Origin of the sequence: Klebsiella sp. 141240, from assembly GCF_050600805.1 — a bacterium.
GTDB classification, from domain to species: domain Bacteria; phylum Pseudomonadota; class Gammaproteobacteria; order Enterobacterales; family Enterobacteriaceae; genus Klebsiella; species Klebsiella aerogenes.
The window spans coordinates 1-17,813 of sequence record NZ_JAQIRK010000009.1; the positions used below are offsets into that span (position 1 = coordinate 1).

Consider the following 17,813-nt stretch of genomic DNA (forward strand, 5'->3'; position numbering starts at 1 on the left):
GCTGGCCAGCACCTTCCAGATAGTGCCCGCCAGCGGCGCGGTCACCGGGGTGCCGGCGCCTGCCGGGGCGGCTGCGGGCGCGCTGGCTACCGGCGCAGCGGCGCTGAGCTGGCTGACGTCGCCGCCGTCGCTGACCTTGACCACGAAGGCTTTGCCTTCCACTTCGACGGTGTAGACGCCGGAGGCGGCGGCTTTTGCCGGCGCGGCAGATTTTGCTTCTTCCACCTGCGGCACGGGCTCAAAGGCCGCCGGGTTGTGGCGGTTTTCGAGGAACTTCAGGCCGATTTGCGGGAACAGCGCCACGGTGAGCACGTCGTCGATGGCGTTATCGGCAAGCGTGATGCCCTTCTCCTGCGCCTGGCGTTTCACGTCGGCTTCAAGCTCCGCCAGCTCCGGCTTGAGTAAATCCGCCGGGCGGCAGGTGACGGCGTCGGCGCCGTTGAGCACCCGCGCCTGCAGGGCGGCGTTAACCGGCGCCGGGGTGTGGCCGTATTCGCCTTTCAGGATACCAGCGGTCTCCTTCGCAATGGTTTTGTAGCGTTCGCCGCCCAGCACGTTGAGCACCGCCTGGGTGCCGACAATCTGCGAGGTCGGGGTCACCAGCGGGATGAAGCCGAGGTCCTCGCGCACGCGGGGAATTTCCGCCAGCACTTCATCCAGCCGGTGGGCGGCGCTCTGCTGCTTCAGCTGGCCTTCGAGGTTGGTGAGCATCCCGCCCGGCACCTGGGCGACCAGGATGCGGCTGTCGGTGCCTTTCAGCTGGCCTTCGAAGGCGTGGTATTTTTTGCGCACCTCGCGGAAGTACGCGGCGATGCTCTCCAGCTTGTGGATATCGAGGCCGGTGTCGTACGGCGTGCCGGCGAGGGTGGCCACCAGCGCTTCGGTGGCCGGGTGGCCGTAGGTGGCGCTCATCGAGGAGATGGCGGTATCAACGCCGTCGACGCCGGCTTCAATGGCCTTCAGCAGCGCCATTTCCGCCATGCCGGTGGTGGCGTGGCAGTGCAGGTGCAGGGTGACGTCATAGCGTTTTTTGATTTCGCTGACCAGCTCAAAGGCGGCATGCGGGGTGAGGATGCCGGACATGTCCTTGATGGCGATGGAGTCGACGCCGGTCTCCAGCAGCTGTTCGGTGAGGTCGAGCCAGGTCTGCAGGGTGTGCGCCGGGCTGGTGGTGTAGCTGAGGGTGCCCTGGGCGTGGGCGCCGTGGCGGCGCACCGCCTGCAGGGCGGCCTGCATGTTGCGCGGGTCGTTCATGGCATCGAAGACGCGGAACACGTCCATGCCGTTTTTGACGGCGCGCTCGACGAAGCGCTCCACCACGTCATCGGCGTAGTGGCGGTAGCCGAGCAGGTTCTGGCCGCGCAGCAGCATCTGCAGCGGGGTTTTCGGCATCGCCTTTTTCAGCTCGCGCAGGCGGACCCACGGGTCCTCGCCGAGGAAGCGGATGCAGGCGTCAAAGGTGGCGCCGCCCCAGCATTCGAGGGAGCGGTAGCCGACGTCGTCGAGCGCAGCCGCAACGGGCAGCATATCGTCGAGACGCAGACGGGTGGCGAACAGGGACTGGTGGGCGTCGCGCAGGACGACATCGGTAATGGCAACGGTCATGAATTCCTCCGTGAATTAAGAATTAAGGCGGCGATGGTGGTGAATGGCGGCGACAATCGCCGGCTTTAAACGGGCGAAGTCGTCAGCGGGCGCGACGGCCGCAGGCGCCGGTTTGGGCGCGGCAGGCGGCTCAGGGAACAGACGGGTAACGGCGAGAGACATTCCCCGGATGGCGAAAATGAGCAGCAGCAGGAACGCCAGCACGAAGCCCATGCCGAGGAACATCAGGGTGAAGCCTTCGCCTAACAGAACGGCATCAGTCATAAAAAATCTCGAATAAGGGCACGATGGCGCGTTGGTTGGCGAGCTTGTCGACGCTTCCGGCTAAGGAGCAGGGTGGATTTCCCGCAGCCGCCCCCGGCGCTGGTCCCTGACTGGGTCAACTTCTTCGGCCGCTCAACGGCGCCATCGTGCGTATGGGTTAAATCATCATGCCGAACACGATGCTGGCGATGACCAGCACAATACCGCCGCCCAAACGGGAGGAGATTTGCGCATAAGAGATAAGGCTCATACGGTTACAGGCAGAAAGAACTTCCAGGTCGCCGGAACCGCCGCGGTTAGCCATACACAGGCCAGCGGTGATCGCTGATTCAATTGGGAAGAAGCCCATCATCCAGCCGCCGATCGCCGCGCCGATCACTGCGCCGATAACGATAATGGCGGCGATAACGACGTTAGCGAAGGTGATGGCGTTGATGATTTCCTGCAGGTCGGTGTAGCAAACGCCGACGCCGACCATCAGTACCCACAGCAGCTGTTTAGAGAAGAAATCAGACAGACGCTTGGCGCCGGCTTTGATTTCCGGTGAACACAGGCCGGAGGCGTTCAGCGCTGCAACGATCAGCACCATCCACGCGAAGTAGTGAATCGAAACGCCGCCAATGCTTGGCAGGATTTTCTTCGCGACGACGTACGCCAGCAGGAAACAGGTCGTGGCAAGCACCAGACCGACGGCGGTTTCACGATGCGTGATTTGTCCCGCTTTCTCGTCATCTTCGACTTTGAACGAGGCTTTACGCACCAGTTCGCCTTCGCCGCTCATCCAGGTGTGTTTTTTGCCGATGATATCGAGGACGGCGGCAAAGACGATGGCGAAGATGTTAGCGATGGTCAGAATAGCGATAGCGGTTGAGTAATACTCTTCGCGAGAACGACCGGTGACGGAGTGATAGATCTCCGACAGCGGAACCGCGCCCGCGCCGTTGCCGCCGCCCATGATCGGCAGGACGTACAGCATCATGATGCGATCTACCGGAATGCCGAACACCAGACCGATAGCGATGCCGAAAATCGACGCGCCGACAATGCCCATCAGGATAGTTGGAATATAGCCGAGCAGCGATTTCAGCAGCAGACGGCGGTTTACCGACAGAATCGCCCCGGTAATTAATACCGCGATGAATAAGTTAAGGAAGTTACTTTCATCCATAACGTTGCTGATAGCATCGATTTCTTTTTGCGTGAAAATACCGGCGTAAACGAAATAAGCGGCAACCAGGAAAATCATTACCGGGGCGCCACCTATATATTGGTTGAATATCGGTAGGCGTTTACCTATTTCGCCGAATATGGCGCCGATAATAAACATGATGGCAAAGCCGCCAACGATGTCGGTGGGTAAAGCGTTATAAAAATGTGAAAGTAATAGCGTAATTAACGCAAACGCGTAAAGGGGGAGCGGCATGCCGAAGATTTTAAATCCCAGCAGGTCGCTAACGCCCTTTTTCTCCGTCGCCGGAGCCTGACTCATGTTGGTCATAAACGTTTTCCTGTTTATTGATGGAGTAGTAATACCGGCGCATAGTAATAAATAGACTTAGTGCTAAGGTGTGATTGCCTTCACTGAATACTCGTGTTTTTTATTAATTTAATTATTTTTATTATTCTGAATTAATTAACAACATAAAAACCATAAAGCTAATTAAGCCACGGGGAAAACTGTGACTTAAATACAAGTATCAATAGTCGAACGCTGGCGAAATACAGTTCGTTTTAGAATAACGAAGCGCTAAAAAATGACTCTGATATTAAAACGCGTTCAGCTATTAAAGGATCAACCGCGGCGAGAGGCGATCGATCGGTTTCTTCATCAGCATCAGTTGTCGTTAGAAGCCGATTGCGAGATGGCAATCGTGGCGGAGTATCGGCAGCGGCTGGTCGGCTGCGGCGCCATTGCCGGTAATGTACTGAAATGCATCGCCGTCGATCCCTCGCTACAGGGGGAGGGGCTGAGCCTCAAATTACTGACCGAACTTCTGACGCTGGCCTATGAACTGGGGCGCAGCGAACTGTTCTTATTTACTAAACCGAGCAATGCCGCGCTGTTCTCCGGCGCCGGCTTCTGGTCGATAGCCCAGGCGGGCGACCGCGCCGTATTGATGGAAAACAGCCGCGAACGTCTGACTCGTTACTGTCGTCAGCTGGCGATGTACCGTCAACCGGGAAGAAAAATCGGCGCTATTGTGATGAACGCCAATCCCTTCACCCTTGGCCACCGCTGGCTGGTGGAACAGGCGGCACGGCAGTGCGACTGGCTGCATCTGTTTGTGGTCAAGGAGGATGCGTCCTGCTTTTCCTATCACGATCGCTTCACGCTGATCGAACAGGGGATTACCGGCATCGACAAAGTGACGCTGCACCCCGGTTCGGCGTATCTGATCTCGCGGGCGACGTTCCCCGGTTACTTCCTGAAAGAGCAGGGCGTGGTCGATGACTGCCACAGCCAGATTGACCTGCAGCTCTTCCGCGAACGTCTGGCCCCGGCGCTGCAGATAACCCATCGTTTTGTCGGCACCGAGCCGCTGTGTCCCCTGACCCGTAATTACAACCAACGCATGAAGTCACTGTTGGAAGCGCCAGGCGACGCGCCGCCCATTGAAGTGGTTGAGCTGGCGCGAATTGAAAAAAATGGCGGACCCGTGTCGGCCTCGCGAGTGCGCGAACTCTATCGGCAACGCAACTGGCAGGCGGTCGCGGCGCTGGTGCCGCCGGGAACCCTCTCTTTTCTGATGCAACTGGCGGAAAGCGAACATCAAACCGCCTGATTTTTATGCCCTAACTAAGGATTTTCCCCTATGGAAATGAAGATTGACGCCCTGGCCGGCACGCTGGAATCCAGCGATGTGATGGTCAGGATTGGACCGGCGGCGCAGCCGGGCATTCAGCTGGAAATCGACAGCATTGTGAAACAGCAGTTTGGCGCCGCGATTGAGCAGGTGGTCAGAGAAACGCTGGCGCAGCTTGGCGTGAAGCAGGCCAACGTGGTGGTCGATGATAAAGGCGCGCTGGAGTGCGTACTGCGTGCCCGCGTACAGGCCGCGGCGCTGCGGGCGGCGCAACAGTCCCAATTACAATGGAGCCAGCTATGAAACCACGTCGCAGTATGCTGTTCATCCCTGGCGCCAATGCCGCCATGTTAAGCACTTCATTCGTGTACGGCGCCGATGCGGTGATGTTCGACCTTGAAGATGCCGTTTCGCTACGCGAAAAAGATACCGCTCGCCTGTTGGTGCATCAGGCGCTGCAGCATCCGCTGTATCAGGATATCGAAACCGTGGTGCGTATTAACCCGCTGAATACGCCATTCGGTCTTGCCGACCTTGAAGCGGTAGTCCGCGCGGGCGTGGATATGGTGCGTCTGCCGAAAACCGACAGCAAAGAAGATATCCATGAGCTGGAAGCGCATGTTGAGCGGATTGAGCGCGAATGCGGCCGGGAAGTGGGCAGCACCAAATTGATGGCGGCTATTGAGTCGGCGCTGGGGGTGGTGAACGCGGTGGAGATCGCCCGCGCCAGCCCGCGTCTGGCGGCGATTGCGCTGGCGGCCTTCGATTACGTTATGGATATGGGCACCTCCCGCGGCGACGGTACTGAACTGTTCTATGCCCGCTGCGCCGTACTGCATGCGGCGCGCGTTGCCGGCATCGCCGCTTATGACGTGGTGTGGTCGGATATCAATAACGAAGAGGGCTTCCTGGCGGAAGCGAATCTGGCCAAAAACCTCGGCTTTAACGGCAAATCGTTGGTTAACCCACGACAAATAGAGCTCCTGCATCAGGTCTATGCTCCGACGCGCAAAGAGGTCGACCACGCGCTGGAAGTGATTGCCGCGGCGGAAGAAGCCGAAACGCGCGGTCTTGGCGTGGTATCGCTGAACGGCAAGATGATCGATGGACCGATTATCGACCACGCTCGCAAAGTGGTGGCGCTCTCGGCTTCCGGTATTCGTGATTAAGGGGAATAAGATGAAAGAGACAGTAGCAATGCTTAATCAGCAGTACGTGATGCCGGAAGGGTTAGCGCCTTATGCGGGCGTGACGGCGAAAAGCCCGTGGTTGGCCAGCGAAAGCGAAAAACGTCAGCGTAAAATCTGCGATTCGCTGGAAACGGCAATCCGTCGCTCCGGCTTGCAAAACGGCATGACCATTTCGTTCCACCACGCGTTTCGCGGCGGTGACAAAGTCGTCAATATGGTAGTGGCGAAGCTGGCGGAAATGGGTTTTCGCGATCTGACGCTGGCATCCAGTTCGCTGATCGACGCCCACTGGCCGCTGATCGAGCATATTAAAAATGGCGTGATCCGCCAGATCTACACCTCCGGCCTGCGCGGCAAGTTGGGCGAGGAGATCTCCGCCGGTTTGATGGAAAACCCGGTACAGATCCACTCCCACGGCGGTCGCGTACAGCTGATTCAAAGCGGCGAGCTGTCGATTGATGTCGCGTTTCTCGGCGTTCCCTGCTGCGATGAGTTTGGTAATGCCAACGGCTTTAGCGGAAAATCACGTTGCGGTTCGCTGGGCTATGCGCGCGTTGATGCGGAACATGCCAAATGCGTGGTGCTGCTGACCGAAGAGTGGGTGGATTATCCTAACTATCCGGCCAGCATCGCTCAGGATCAGGTGGATCTGATTGTTCAGGTGGACGAAGTCGGCGATCCGGAAAAAATCACCGCTGGCGCGATCCGTCTGACCAGCAACCCGCGTGAGCTGCTAATCGCCCGTCAGGCGGCGAAAGTCGTTGAGCATTCCGGTTACTTTAAAGACGGTTTCTCGCTGCAGACCGGTACCGGCGGCGCCTCGCTGGCGGTGAGCCGCTTCCTCGAAGACAAAATGCGCCGTAACGGTATTACCGCCAGCTTTGGCCTTGGCGGGATCACCGGGACGATGGTTGACCTGCACGAAAAAGGGTTGATTAAAACGCTGCTCGATACCCAATCGTTCGATGGCGACGCGGCGCGTTCATTAGCGCAGAACCCGAACCACGTAGAGATTTCCACCAACCAGTATGCCAGCCCGGGCTCTAAAGGCGCCTCCTGCGAGCGCTTAAATGTGGTGATGCTCAGCGCGCTGGAAATTGATACCGATTTTAACGTCAACGTGATGACCGGCTCCAATGGCGTACTGCGCGGCGCATCCGGCGGCCACAGCGATACCGCCGCTGGCGCGGATCTGACCATCATTACCGCGCCGTTAGTTCGCGGCCGTATTCCCTGCGTCGTGGAAAAAGTGCTGACTCGCGTCACGCCGGGAGCCAGCGTAGATGTGCTGGTCACCGACCACGGCATTGCGGTAAATCCGGCGCGCCAGGATCTGATCGACAATTTGCGCAATGCGGGCATTGCGCTGATGACTATTGAGGAACTGCAGCAGCGTGCGGAACTGTTAACCGGCAAACCGCAGCCGATCGAGTTTACCGATCGCGTGGTGGCGGTGGTGCGCTATCGCGATGGCTCCGTGCTTGATGTTATTCGTCAGGTGAAAAACAGCGACTAAACGCAGAGGGGGAAGGGCAATGAGCGAAGTGTTAATCAATCCGCACCGTTCGCTGCGCGTGAAACCGCTGAACGCTGAAGAGGTGGTCAGCGCGGTAGAGCGCGCGCTGCTGACTGAAGTTCGCCTGACCCCAAAGCCTGGGTTGGTGGATATTCGTAATGCGGGCGCCCATCACGATATGGATCTGGCTTCGTTTGAGGCCAGCACCGCGGTGGTGGCGCCGTGGATGGAGAAATTTTTCATCATGGGCCACGATACCGCGGCGATTGTCCCGGAGCAGGTACTAATGATGCTGCGTCCGGTGGGGATGGCCTGCGAAAACGATATGCTGGAGGCCACCGGCGGAGTGAATACCCATCGTGGGGCGATCTTCGCTTTTGGTTTGCTGAGCGCGGCGGCGGGAAGGCTGGTGTCGAAAGGCGAACCGATTGAACAGCATCGGCTTTGCGACCAGGTGGCTCGATTCTGTCGCGGCATGGTTATGCAAGAACTCTCCGCTTCCAGCGGGGAACCGTTAAGCAAAGGCGAGGCCCATTTTCTACGTTACGGCCTCTCCGGTGCTCGCGGCGAAGCCGAGAGCGGCTTTCGTACCGTACGCACCCAGGCGCTGCCGGTGTTCAACCGCATGATGGAAGAGACCGGCGATAGTAACCTGGCGCTGCTGCAAACCTTGCTGCATCTGATGGCATGGAATGATGACACCAATCTGGTTTCGCGCGGCGGGCTTGCCGGACTGAACTTTGTGCAGCAGGAGGCGCAGCGGCTGTTGTGGCAGGGCGGCGTTATGGCTGACGGTGGGCTGGAGGCGCTACGCCAACTCGACGACGAGCTGATTGCTCGCCATCTCAGCCCCGGCGGCAGCGCCGATTTGTTGGCGGTAACCTGGTTTTTATCCGCTTTCCCCGCAGGCGCGCTTTTCCCCCTTTGATTGCGTACAACAACGCCTTAGCCCGCGTCGCGCGGGCGGGGCGCTACGTGCCCCCTCCCGAATTTCACTACTTAAACGCCGAATCGCGGCACAATCATATAGTTTTTACTGATATCGACCGCCGTTTGTCATAAATTTCTAATTATCGGCGTTTTTGAGTAGCGGCTATGCAATGGGCTGGTTACTCTGAAAACAATTCACGTGAAGTTAACAAAAGAGAATAGCTATGCAAGATGCACAAATCCGCGTGGCCATCGCCGGCGCGGGCGGCCGGATGGGACGCCAGTTAATTCAGGCTGCGCTGCAAATGGACGGCGTGGCGCTTGGCGCGGCGCTGGAGCGCGAAGGTTCGAGCCTGGTGGGCAGCGATGCGGGCGAGCTGGCGGGCGTTGGTAAATCAGGCGTTACCGTCCAAAGCAGCCTGGCGGCGGTAAGCAATGATTTCGATGTTTTAATCGATTTTACCCGCCCGGAAGGCACGCTCAACCATCTGGCTTTCTGCCGTCAGTACGGCAAAGGGATGGTGATCGGCACTACCGGTTTTGATGATGCCGGAAAGCAGGCGATTAGCGATGCCGCACAGGAGATTGCTATCGTCTTTGCCGCTAACTTTAGCGTTGGCGTCAACGTGTTGTTAAAGCTGCTGGAGAAGGCGGCGAAGGTGATGGGCGATTATACCGATATCGAAATCATCGAAGCGCACCATAGGCATAAAGTGGACGCCCCGTCAGGCACCGCGCTGGCGATGGGTGAGGCGATCGCCGGGGCACTGAACAAAGATCTGAAGGACTGCGCCGTCTACAGCCGTGAGGGCCATACCGGTGAACGTGTTCCGGGTACTATTGGTTTCGCTACCGTTCGCGCGGGCGACATCGTCGGCGAACATACGGCGATGTTCGCTGATATCGGCGAACGTATCGAAATTACCCATAAGGCCTCCAGCCGGATGACATTTGCCAATGGCGCCGTTCGTTCTGCTTTGTGGCTGAAAGGCAAAAAAAATGGTCTATTTGACATGAAAGATGTGCTTGATCTGAATGCTTTATAATGATTATTACCCATCGTGATGTGGTTATTGCATTCAATATGTAATTGATTGCAAGGGGCAATATTTTATTGCCCTTTTTATTTTGACTGCTTTTATCTTTTTTTCTTCTTAAAGCTTCAAAAAACTATATCTTACTAATGTTTTTAGTTATTGAATTGTAAATTTTGACCATCTGGTCCACTTTTTCCCCCTCTGTCGAGTGATTTTACAGTTTTCCTCGCCCGCAAGCGTTTTCTCAACCAGGTTAGTTGATCTTTTTACCGTGAAAAACGCCCGTTACGCGCCAGTGGCGTAAAATAAGATTAAAAATATCCGCTTTAAGTTGACTTTTACCCGACATCTCTCCAGAATGCCGCCGTTTGCCAAAATTCTGCGGGCAAAAATTTGCATTGATTCAGATCTACGTTCTGCATTAATATGCAAATAAAGTGAGTGAATATTCTCTGGAGGGTGTTTTGATTAAGTCAGCGCTTTTGGTTCTGGAAGACGGAACCCAGTTTCACGGTCGGGCCATTGGGGCAACCGGCACGGCGGTTGGGGAAGTCGTTTTCAATACTTCAATGACCGGTTATCAAGAAATCCTCACTGATCCTTCCTATTCCCGCCAAATCGTCACTCTTACTTATCCCCATATTGGTAATGTCGGCACCAACGCCGCCGATGAAGAATCTTCCCAGGTACACGCACAAGGTCTGGTGATCCGCGACCTGCCGCTGATTGCCAGCAACTTCCGCAATACCGAAGACCTTTCTTCTTACCTCAAGCGCCATAACATTGTGGCCATTGCCGATATCGATACCCGTAAGCTGACGCGTTTACTGCGTGAGAAAGGGGCGCAGAATGGCTGCATCATCGCGGGCGATAACCTTGATGCCCAGCTGGCGCTGGAAAAAGCCCAGGCGTTCCCTGGCCTGAACGGTATGGATCTGGCGAAAGAGGTCACTACCGCAGAAACCTACGCCTGGACCCAGGGGAGCTGGACACTGGCGGGCGACCTGCCGGAAGCGAAGGCGGAAAGCGAGCTGCCGTTCCACGTCGTGGCTTATGACTTCGGCGCCAAGCGCAACATCCTGCGGATGCTGGTTGACCGCGGTTGTCGCCTGACTATCGTTCCGGCGCAAACGTCGGCTGAAGACGTGCTTAAGCTGAATCCGGACGGTATTTTCCTCTCCAACGGCCCAGGCGACCCGGCGCCGTGCGATTACGCCATCACGGCGATTGAAAAATTCCTCACCACCGATATTCCGGTCTTTGGCATCTGTCTCGGCCATCAGCTGCTGGCGCTGGCGAGCGGTGCGAAGACCATTAAGATGAAATTCGGCCACCACGGCGGCAACCACCCGGTTAAAGATATCGATAACAACGTCGTGATGATTACCGCCCAGAACCACGGCTTTGCCGTTGATGAAGCGACGCTGCCTGCCAACCTGCGCGTGACCCATAAGTCACTGTTCGACGGCACCCTGCAGGGGATCCATCGTACCGACAAGCCGGCGTTTAGCTTCCAGGGTCACCCTGAAGCGAGCCCGGGCCCGCACGATGCCGCGCCGCTGTTCGACCACTTTATCGAGTTAATTGAGCAATACCGTCAGTCCGCGAAATAATCAGGAGTAAAAGAGCCATGCCAAAACGTACAGACATAAAAAGTATCCTGATTCTGGGCGCGGGCCCGATTGTTATCGGTCAGGCGTGTGAGTTTGACTACTCTGGCGCCCAGGCCTGTAAAGCCCTGCGCGAAGAGGGTTACCGCGTTATTCTGGTGAACTCCAACCCGGCGACTATCATGACCGACCCGGAAATGGCCGATGCGACCTATATCGAGCCGATTCACTGGGAAGTGGTGCGTAAAATTATCGAAAAAGAGCGCCCGGACGCGGTGCTGCCGACCATGGGCGGCCAGACCGCGCTGAACTGCGCGCTGGAGCTGGAGCGTCAGGGCGTGCTGGCAGAGTTCGGCGTGACCATGATTGGCGCGACCGCCGATGCGATCGATAAAGCGGAAGACCGCCGTCGCTTCGACGTGGCGATGAAGAAAATCGGCCTCGACACCGCGCGTTCCGGCATTGCGCACACCATGGAAGAAGCGCTGGCGGTGGCCGCTGACGTTGGCTTCCCATGCATCATCCGTCCGTCCTTCACTATGGGCGGCACCGGCGGCGGTATTGCCTATAACCGCGAAGAGTTCGAAGAAATCTGCGAACGCGGCCTGGATCTCTCTCCGACCAACGAACTGCTGATTGATGAATCGCTGATCGGCTGGAAAGAGTACGAGATGGAAGTGGTGCGCGATAAGAACGATAACTGCATTATCGTCTGCTCGATTGAAAACTTCGATGCCATGGGGATTCACACCGGCGACTCCATCACCGTCGCCCCGGCGCAGACCCTGACCGACAAAGAATACCAAATCATGCGTAACGCCTCGATGGCGGTACTGCGTGAAATCGGCGTGGAAACCGGCGGCTCTAACGTACAGTTCTCGGTGAACCCGAAAGATGGTCGCCTGATCGTCATCGAAATGAACCCGCGCGTCTCCCGCTCTTCGGCGCTGGCTTCGAAAGCGACCGGCTTCCCGATTGCCAAAGTGGCGGCGAAGCTGGCGGTGGGTTACACCCTCGACGAACTGATGAACGATATCACCGGCGGCCGTACTCCGGCCTCCTTCGAACCGTCCATCGATTACGTTGTGACCAAAATTCCACGCTTTAACTTCGAAAAATTCGCTGGCGCTAACGACCGTCTGACAACGCAGATGAAATCCGTCGGCGAAGTGATGGCGATTGGCCGCACGCAGCAGGAATCGCTGCAGAAAGCACTGCGTGGCCTGGAAGTGGGCGCCACCGGCTTCGACCCGAAAGTCAGCCTCGACGATCCGGAAGCGCTGACCAAAATCCGCCGCGAGCTGAAAGACGCGGGCGCCGAGCGTATCTGGTACATCGCTGATGCCTTCCGCGCCGGTCTCTCCGTCGACGGCGTCTTCAACCTGACCAACATCGACCGCTGGTTCCTGGTACAAATCGAAGAACTGGTGCGCCTGGAAGAGAAAGTGGCGGCAGTGGGCATCAACGGCCTCGACGCTGATTTCCTGCGTCACCTGAAGCGTAAAGGCTTTGCCGATGCGCGTCTGGCGAAGCTGGCGGGCGTGCGCGAAGCGGAAATCCGCAAGCTGCGCGACCAGTACAACCTGCACCCGGTCTACAAGCGCGTGGATACCTGCGCGGCGGAATTTGCCACCGATACCGCCTACATGTATTCCACCTATGAAGACGAGTGCGAATCCAACCCGTCCGTAGACCGCGATAAAATCATGGTTCTCGGCGGCGGCCCGAACCGTATCGGCCAGGGTATCGAATTTGACTACTGCTGCGTACACGCCTCGCTGGCGCTGCGCGAAGACGGTTACGAGACCATCATGGTTAACTGTAACCCGGAAACCGTTTCGACCGACTACGACACCTCCGACCGTCTGTACTTCGAGCCGGTAACGCTTGAGGACGTACTGGAAATCGTGCGCATCGAGAAGCCGAAAGGCGTTATCGTGCAGTACGGCGGCCAGACCCCGCTGAAGCTGGCGCGTGAACTGGAAGCCGCAGGCGTACCGGTTATCGGCACCAGCCCGGATGCTATCGACCGTGCTGAAGACCGCGAGCGCTTCCAGCATGCGGTTGACCGCCTGAAGCTGAAGCAGCCGGCGAACGCCACCGTGACCGCGCTTGAGCAAGCGGTTGAGAAGGCAAAAGAGATCGGTTATCCGCTGGTGGTGCGTCCGTCCTACGTACTGGGCGGCCGCGCGATGGAAATCGTCTACGACGAGGCTGACCTGCGCCGTTACTTCCAGACCGCGGTGAGCGTCTCCAACGATGCGCCGGTACTGCTGGACCGCTTCCTCGACGACGCGGTTGAAGTTGACGTCGATGCTATCTGCGATGGCGAAATGGTGCTGATTGGCGGCATCATGGAGCACATCGAACAAGCGGGCGTACACTCCGGCGACTCCGCCTGTTCTCTGCCTGCCTACACTCTGAGCAAAGAGATTCAGGATGTGATGCGCGAGCAGGTGCAGAAGCTGGCCTTCGAGCTGCAGGTTCGCGGCTTGATGAACGTACAGTTCGCGGTGAAGAACAACGAAGTGTACCTGATTGAAGTCAACCCGCGCGCGGCGCGTACCGTACCGTTCGTGTCGAAAGCCACCGGCGTACCGCTGGCGAAAGTGGCGGCGCGCGTGATGGCTGGTAAAACGCTGGCGCAGCAGGGCGTCACCAAAGAAATCATCCCGCCGTACTATTCGGTCAAAGAAGTGGTGCTGCCGTTCAACAAATTCCCGGGCGTTGACCCGCTGTTAGGGCCGGAAATGCGCTCTACCGGGGAAGTGATGGGCGTGGGCCGCACCTTCGCGGAAGCGTTCGCCAAAGCGCAGCTGGGCAGCAACTCCACGATGAAGAAACAGGGCCGCGCGCTGCTCTCCGTTCGCGAAGGCGACAAAGAGCGCGTTGTCGACCTGGCGGCAAAACTGCTGAAACAGGGCTTCGAGCTGGATGCAACCCACGGTACTGCAATTGTTCTGGGCGAAGCCGGTATCAACCCGCGTCTTGTCAACAAGGTACATGAAGGTCGTCCGCACATTCAGGACCGTATCAAGAATGGCGAGTATACCTACATCATCAATACCACCGCAGGACGTCAGGCGATTGAAGACTCCAAGCTGATTCGCCGCAGCGCGCTGCAGTACAAGGTGCATTATGACACCACCCTGAACGGCGGTTTCGCCACCGCGATGGCGCTGAATGCCGATGCGACCGAGAAGGTCATTTCGGTGCAGGAAATGCACGCGCAAATCACCAAATAAGCGCACCGGCCGGGCCGGAAAGCGAAACACGGGGGCTGACGATATCGTCAGCCCCATTTTTTTACGGCACTCATCTTCGGAGAGTTCTGCTTTTATCTGTCTGTCAGGTCAGGCTAACTATAGTTAGCACGATAACGATACCAATTGATGAAAAGACAGGAGGATACAATGCGGAACAAAATTCTGGTGGCATCCGCGCTGGCGGCAACGGCGATGGTATTTGTGGCAGGTTGCTCATCAAATCAGTCGCTCAAAACGACAGATGGCAAAACAATTGTGACCAGCGGTAAGCCGCAGGTCGATGATGATACTGGCCTGGTATCCTACAAAAATGCGGAAACCGGTCGCGTGGAGCAGATTAATCGCGACCAGGTGAAGTCTATGGACGAGCTGGATAACTAAAAAAAAGCAGTGGCTTCGGCCACTGCTTTTTACCTTTCATTGTACGGCGATTACCAACGGTGATTCAGCAGAATGTGGCCGCCATAAGCGGCGTAGCTGTTTTCACCCCATTCGCCGCTGGCGCGCAGCGAGATAGTGGTCGTCTCGTTCACATTGCCGGTCACGCCCAGCTCTAACTGACCGCGGTCGTCCGGCGTATCGTTGCTGACTTTTTCACCATTGAACGCCAGATCGTTTTGACCCGCGCCTTTCAACCAGTTCACCGCGATATACGGCTGCCATGCTTTAACATCGTGCTGCTCGAAGTAGCTGCTCTTCACGCCGAGACGGCCAAACAGGCTATTGTTGTCCAGGGTGGTTACCCGCACGCCATCCGGGTCGGTATGATTTTCCTGATCGAGATAGCTGTAGATCACCTGCGCCTGAGGCTCAATCTTCCACGTACGCGCGCTTTCTGAAGGGATCACCCACGCATGGCCGACTTCAACAGAGGCGGCAAAACCTTTACTGTCATACTTTTCATTGTTGCGATTGCTGGTGACGGTGTTGTTATACCAGCTGTATGACGCCCAGGTATCGATGTAGCTGCCGAGACGTAATTTCGGATCTTCCTGCCAGGTGGCGTACAGGCCAACGTTGAAACCGTCGACTTTACCCTGCGCATCACGCACGTTGTGTTTCGCATCCGAATCCGTTTTCGCCTGGCCTGCGCCAAACATGCCGCCCGCACGCAGCATTCCTTTGTCCATCGGCTTGCTCATGAAATCACTGCCGAGCTGGAGCACGGTGGTGGTGGTGTCGTAGCTGACTTTATCGCCGCCGGCGTCGTTCTCATGATAGCGGCCCTTCACGTACATCCAGGTGTTCAGATTGTCTTCGTTGCGGAAAGTGAGCTGGTCGCGATCGTCACGTTTATGCAGGAACATACTCTGTGCCGCAAGATAGTTGCCCAGATAAGCACCGACTTCCGGGGCCATTACTTCTGGCGCGGATTGATCGCCATTATCGGTATTGTTGCCGCCATCGGTATTGTTGCCGCCATCGGTATTGCTGCCGCCATCGGTGCTGCTGCCGCCATCGGTGCCGCTGCCGCCATCGGTGCTGCTGCCGCCATCGGTGCCGCTGTCATCATCGTCGGTATCATCCGACGGATCGTCAGACGGGGTCGCTTTGGATTCCAGATACCAGTTGCCGTTGTTGTGCTGATAAAGATCGTATTCATAAGCTCCGGCGACAACTGGTTTTGACAAGGTTAGCTGTGCTTCAGAACTGCCGCCGACGCTGACAATCTCCATGCCATTAACGGTTTGCGCGCCCATTCCGCCGATGTTGGCGATACTGATGCCGGATTGACCGTAGCTGCTGCCGGTGATCGACAAATGGTCGGTCGGTGAACTGTCTTCGCCAACCTGACTGTTCATCACGATTTGGCTGCCGGCAGAACCGCTATAGTCGCCGTTAATCGTAAAATTGTTGCCAACGCTATTATCCGCGGCGCTAAGCAACAGCGTGCCGCTGTTGCTCACATTGCCATTGATGGTGTCGACGCCGGATGTTCTTAACGTGGCGTTTCCTTCAATTGCATTCCACGCCGCGAGGACACCTCCGCTGAGGATATCAATGTTGTTATTGACTTCGCCTGCGCTGGCAAATTGCGCGCCATTGTTGATAGTGAGGGTGGCATCGCTACCGGATGCTCCGAGGGTCGCGCCTTCTGCGACCAGAGTCGTGCCGCTTTTGAGCACGGTATCGCCGGTATAGCTATTGGCGCCGGTGAGCGTCAGCGTGTTGGTATCGACTTTTTCCACGTTACCGCTACCGATGATGCCGGTGGCAAAAGTAGAGTCGCTTCCCTGATTGAAGATCAGCGTGCCGTTATTGGTCAGGCTACCGGTGAGGGTTGCGGTTTTCTGCCCGTCGCCCAACTGCAGCGTGGCCGCTTCCGCGACCAGCGTGTTACCACTATTAGCGACAGCGCCCCCCAGCGTTAACTGGCCGCTATTCACCTCGAGTGAATCGCCGCTGCCGATGATGTCGAGGTTGCCGGTGAGCGTCCAGTTTTCACCGTTCATTTTCACGGAGGCAAAACCGTCGCCGTCGTTAAGGCCGACAAAGTTACTGTCTTCCGTTCCGGTACCGACCAGCGAGATGGTGTTACCCGTTGAGCCCGTGGAGATGACATCGCCGATGAGGGAAGAGCCGGTATTGAGTACCAGGCTGTTATTTTTGCTGCTGACAAACATAACGGCCGCATCGCCGCCGCCAAGTAAACCGCTGTTGATGATATCGGCTTTCGCGCTATCAACGATGTTGATCCCGTTCTGGCTGCCCTGCACGGTGCCGCTGTTGTTAATTTTGCTGTTGCCGTTGCTTAACGCAACACCATCGCCTGCGGTACCGGTGATGGCGCCGCTATTATCTAACCCGAGGCCAATTTGCGAACTCAGGCCGTTTTTCCCGGTGATCACGCCGGTATCGGTATTGGTGATACTAATTGCCGATGACTCTTCGCTAACGAAAATACCGTTGTTAGCGCCAGTAATGATTCCGCTATTATTAAAATCACCTGCCATTGATTGTACGTTAACGGCATTATCAGTTGCAGATGAAATAATTGCATTTTCATTATTATTAATTTTAACGGATTGACCTTCGATATTAATATCCAGTCCGATTCCCGTTCCGGCAATATTGCCTTCATTGGTGACTTTTTTGACGTTCATTCCGCTAACGGATACTGCTGGGGTGTTATCTGCGGAGGAGACGGTGACGTCTCTACTGATGGCGTATTCCGTGTCGGTGGAGAAGTTTTGCGGTACTGAAGTTGACTGGTCAATCGTGCCTGCGCTGACAACAATTGGCGTAAACATTAATAAGGCGGGAAATATTCTCGCCAGTGTTTTGGTTGTTCTGTTTAGTTCAAAGTGTTTGTTGCTCATATACACGTCCATTTGCGTAAATAGCGCTTCCGGTTAACGCTATATATTAGAATTGCGTTTTTAGATTGAAAATTTTTAGGCTCAAGATGAAGAGCGTAAAATTATTGGTTGTACATTGTGGACTGTATAGGTTTATTTATTAAAGAATGATTTAATCTCGTCTTAAAATATGCATTGACTGTATTATTTGTAATAATAAATTCGTATGGGGAATTGAATGGGACGGCGATTGCCCCCTGGAGCGTCTGCAATTCTTTCATGATGGAAGGAT

Annotated in this window: 13 protein-coding genes; 9 read left to right on the top strand and 4 right to left on the bottom strand. The window is 56.4% G+C overall.

The window, feature by feature from the left end; all coding sequences use genetic code 11:
• The 3 genes from oadA to citS all read right to left on the bottom strand — a co-directional run.
• Positions 1–1,605: sodium-extruding oxaloacetate decarboxylase subunit alpha (gene oadA / locus PGQ95_RS16285; RefSeq protein ID WP_430918739.1), on the bottom strand; the 1,605-nt coding region annotated here is incomplete at its 3' end.
• 15 nt (positions 1,606–1,620) lie between these two features.
• The gene (locus PGQ95_RS16290; protein ID WP_015703617.1) at positions 1,621–1,869 is read right to left on the bottom strand and encodes an oxaloacetate decarboxylase subunit gamma; all 249 of its coding nucleotides are present in this window, start codon (positions 1,867–1,869) and stop codon (positions 1,621–1,623) included.
• Positions 1,870–2,026: 157 nt separating this feature from the next.
• Positions 2,027–3,367, bottom strand: a complete 1,341-nt coding sequence (gene citS / locus PGQ95_RS16295; RefSeq protein WP_430918741.1) for a citrate/sodium symporter CitS — start codon at positions 3,365–3,367, stop codon at positions 2,027–2,029.
• Positions 3,368–3,623: 256 nt separating this feature from the next.
• Between citS and citC the strand changes: the two genes are divergently transcribed.
• From citC to PGQ95_RS16340, 9 genes are all read left to right on the top strand, one after another.
• Positions 3,624–4,652 (top strand): [citrate (pro-3S)-lyase] ligase, encoded by a 1,029-nt coding sequence (gene citC, locus PGQ95_RS16300; RefSeq protein ID WP_087860924.1) that lies wholly within the window; start codon positions 3,624–3,626, stop codon positions 4,650–4,652.
• Positions 4,653–4,682: 30 nt separating this feature from the next.
• Positions 4,683–4,976, top strand: a complete 294-nt coding sequence (citD, locus tag PGQ95_RS16305) for a citrate lyase acyl carrier protein (RefSeq protein WP_012542888.1) — start codon at positions 4,683–4,685, stop codon at positions 4,974–4,976.
• Positions 4,973–5,842 carry a citrate (pro-3S)-lyase subunit beta gene (gene citE, locus PGQ95_RS16310; protein WP_015368307.1) on the top strand — a complete coding sequence of 290 codons (870 nt, stop codon included), beginning with the start codon at positions 4,973–4,975 and terminating at the stop codon, positions 5,840–5,842. The genes citD and citE overlap by 4 nt, the downstream gene beginning before the upstream one ends.
• Positions 5,843–5,852: 10 nt before the next feature.
• A complete protein-coding gene (gene citF, locus PGQ95_RS16315) occupies positions 5,853–7,379 on the top strand; it encodes a citrate lyase subunit alpha (protein WP_430918743.1) in 1,527 nt (508 codons plus the stop codon).
• Positions 7,380–7,398: 19 nt separating this feature from the next.
• Positions 7,399–8,307, top strand: coding sequence for a triphosphoribosyl-dephospho-CoA synthase CitG (gene citG / locus PGQ95_RS16320; protein WP_087860921.1), 909 nt, complete (start codon positions 7,399–7,401; stop codon positions 8,305–8,307).
• Positions 8,308–8,533: 226 nt separating this feature from the next.
• Complete coding sequence (dapB, locus tag PGQ95_RS16325; RefSeq protein ID WP_087860920.1) at positions 8,534–9,355, top strand: 4-hydroxy-tetrahydrodipicolinate reductase; 822 nt, start codon at positions 8,534–8,536, stop codon at positions 9,353–9,355.
• 455 nt (positions 9,356–9,810) lie between these two features.
• The gene (gene carA, locus PGQ95_RS16330) at positions 9,811–10,959 is read left to right on the top strand and encodes a glutamine-hydrolyzing carbamoyl-phosphate synthase small subunit (protein WP_087860918.1); all 1,149 of its coding nucleotides are present in this window, start codon (positions 9,811–9,813) and stop codon (positions 10,957–10,959) included.
• A 17-nt stretch (positions 10,960–10,976) separates the two neighbouring features.
• Positions 10,977–14,201 (top strand): carbamoyl-phosphate synthase large subunit, encoded by a 3,225-nt coding sequence (carB, locus tag PGQ95_RS16335; protein WP_087860917.1) that lies wholly within the window; start codon positions 10,977–10,979, stop codon positions 14,199–14,201.
• Positions 14,202–14,369: 168 nt separating this feature from the next.
• On the top strand, positions 14,370–14,603 hold the full coding sequence (locus PGQ95_RS16340; protein WP_015704368.1) for a YgdI/YgdR family lipoprotein: 234 nt from the start codon (positions 14,370–14,372) through the stop codon (positions 14,601–14,603).
• A 50-nt stretch (positions 14,604–14,653) separates the two neighbouring features.
• On the opposite strand, the gene PGQ95_RS16345 is transcribed toward PGQ95_RS16340, so the two are convergent.
• Positions 14,654–17,542, bottom strand: coding sequence for an autotransporter outer membrane beta-barrel domain-containing protein (locus PGQ95_RS16345; RefSeq protein WP_430918746.1), 2,889 nt, complete (start codon positions 17,540–17,542; stop codon positions 14,654–14,656).
• Positions 17,543–17,813 lie beyond the last annotated feature (271 nt).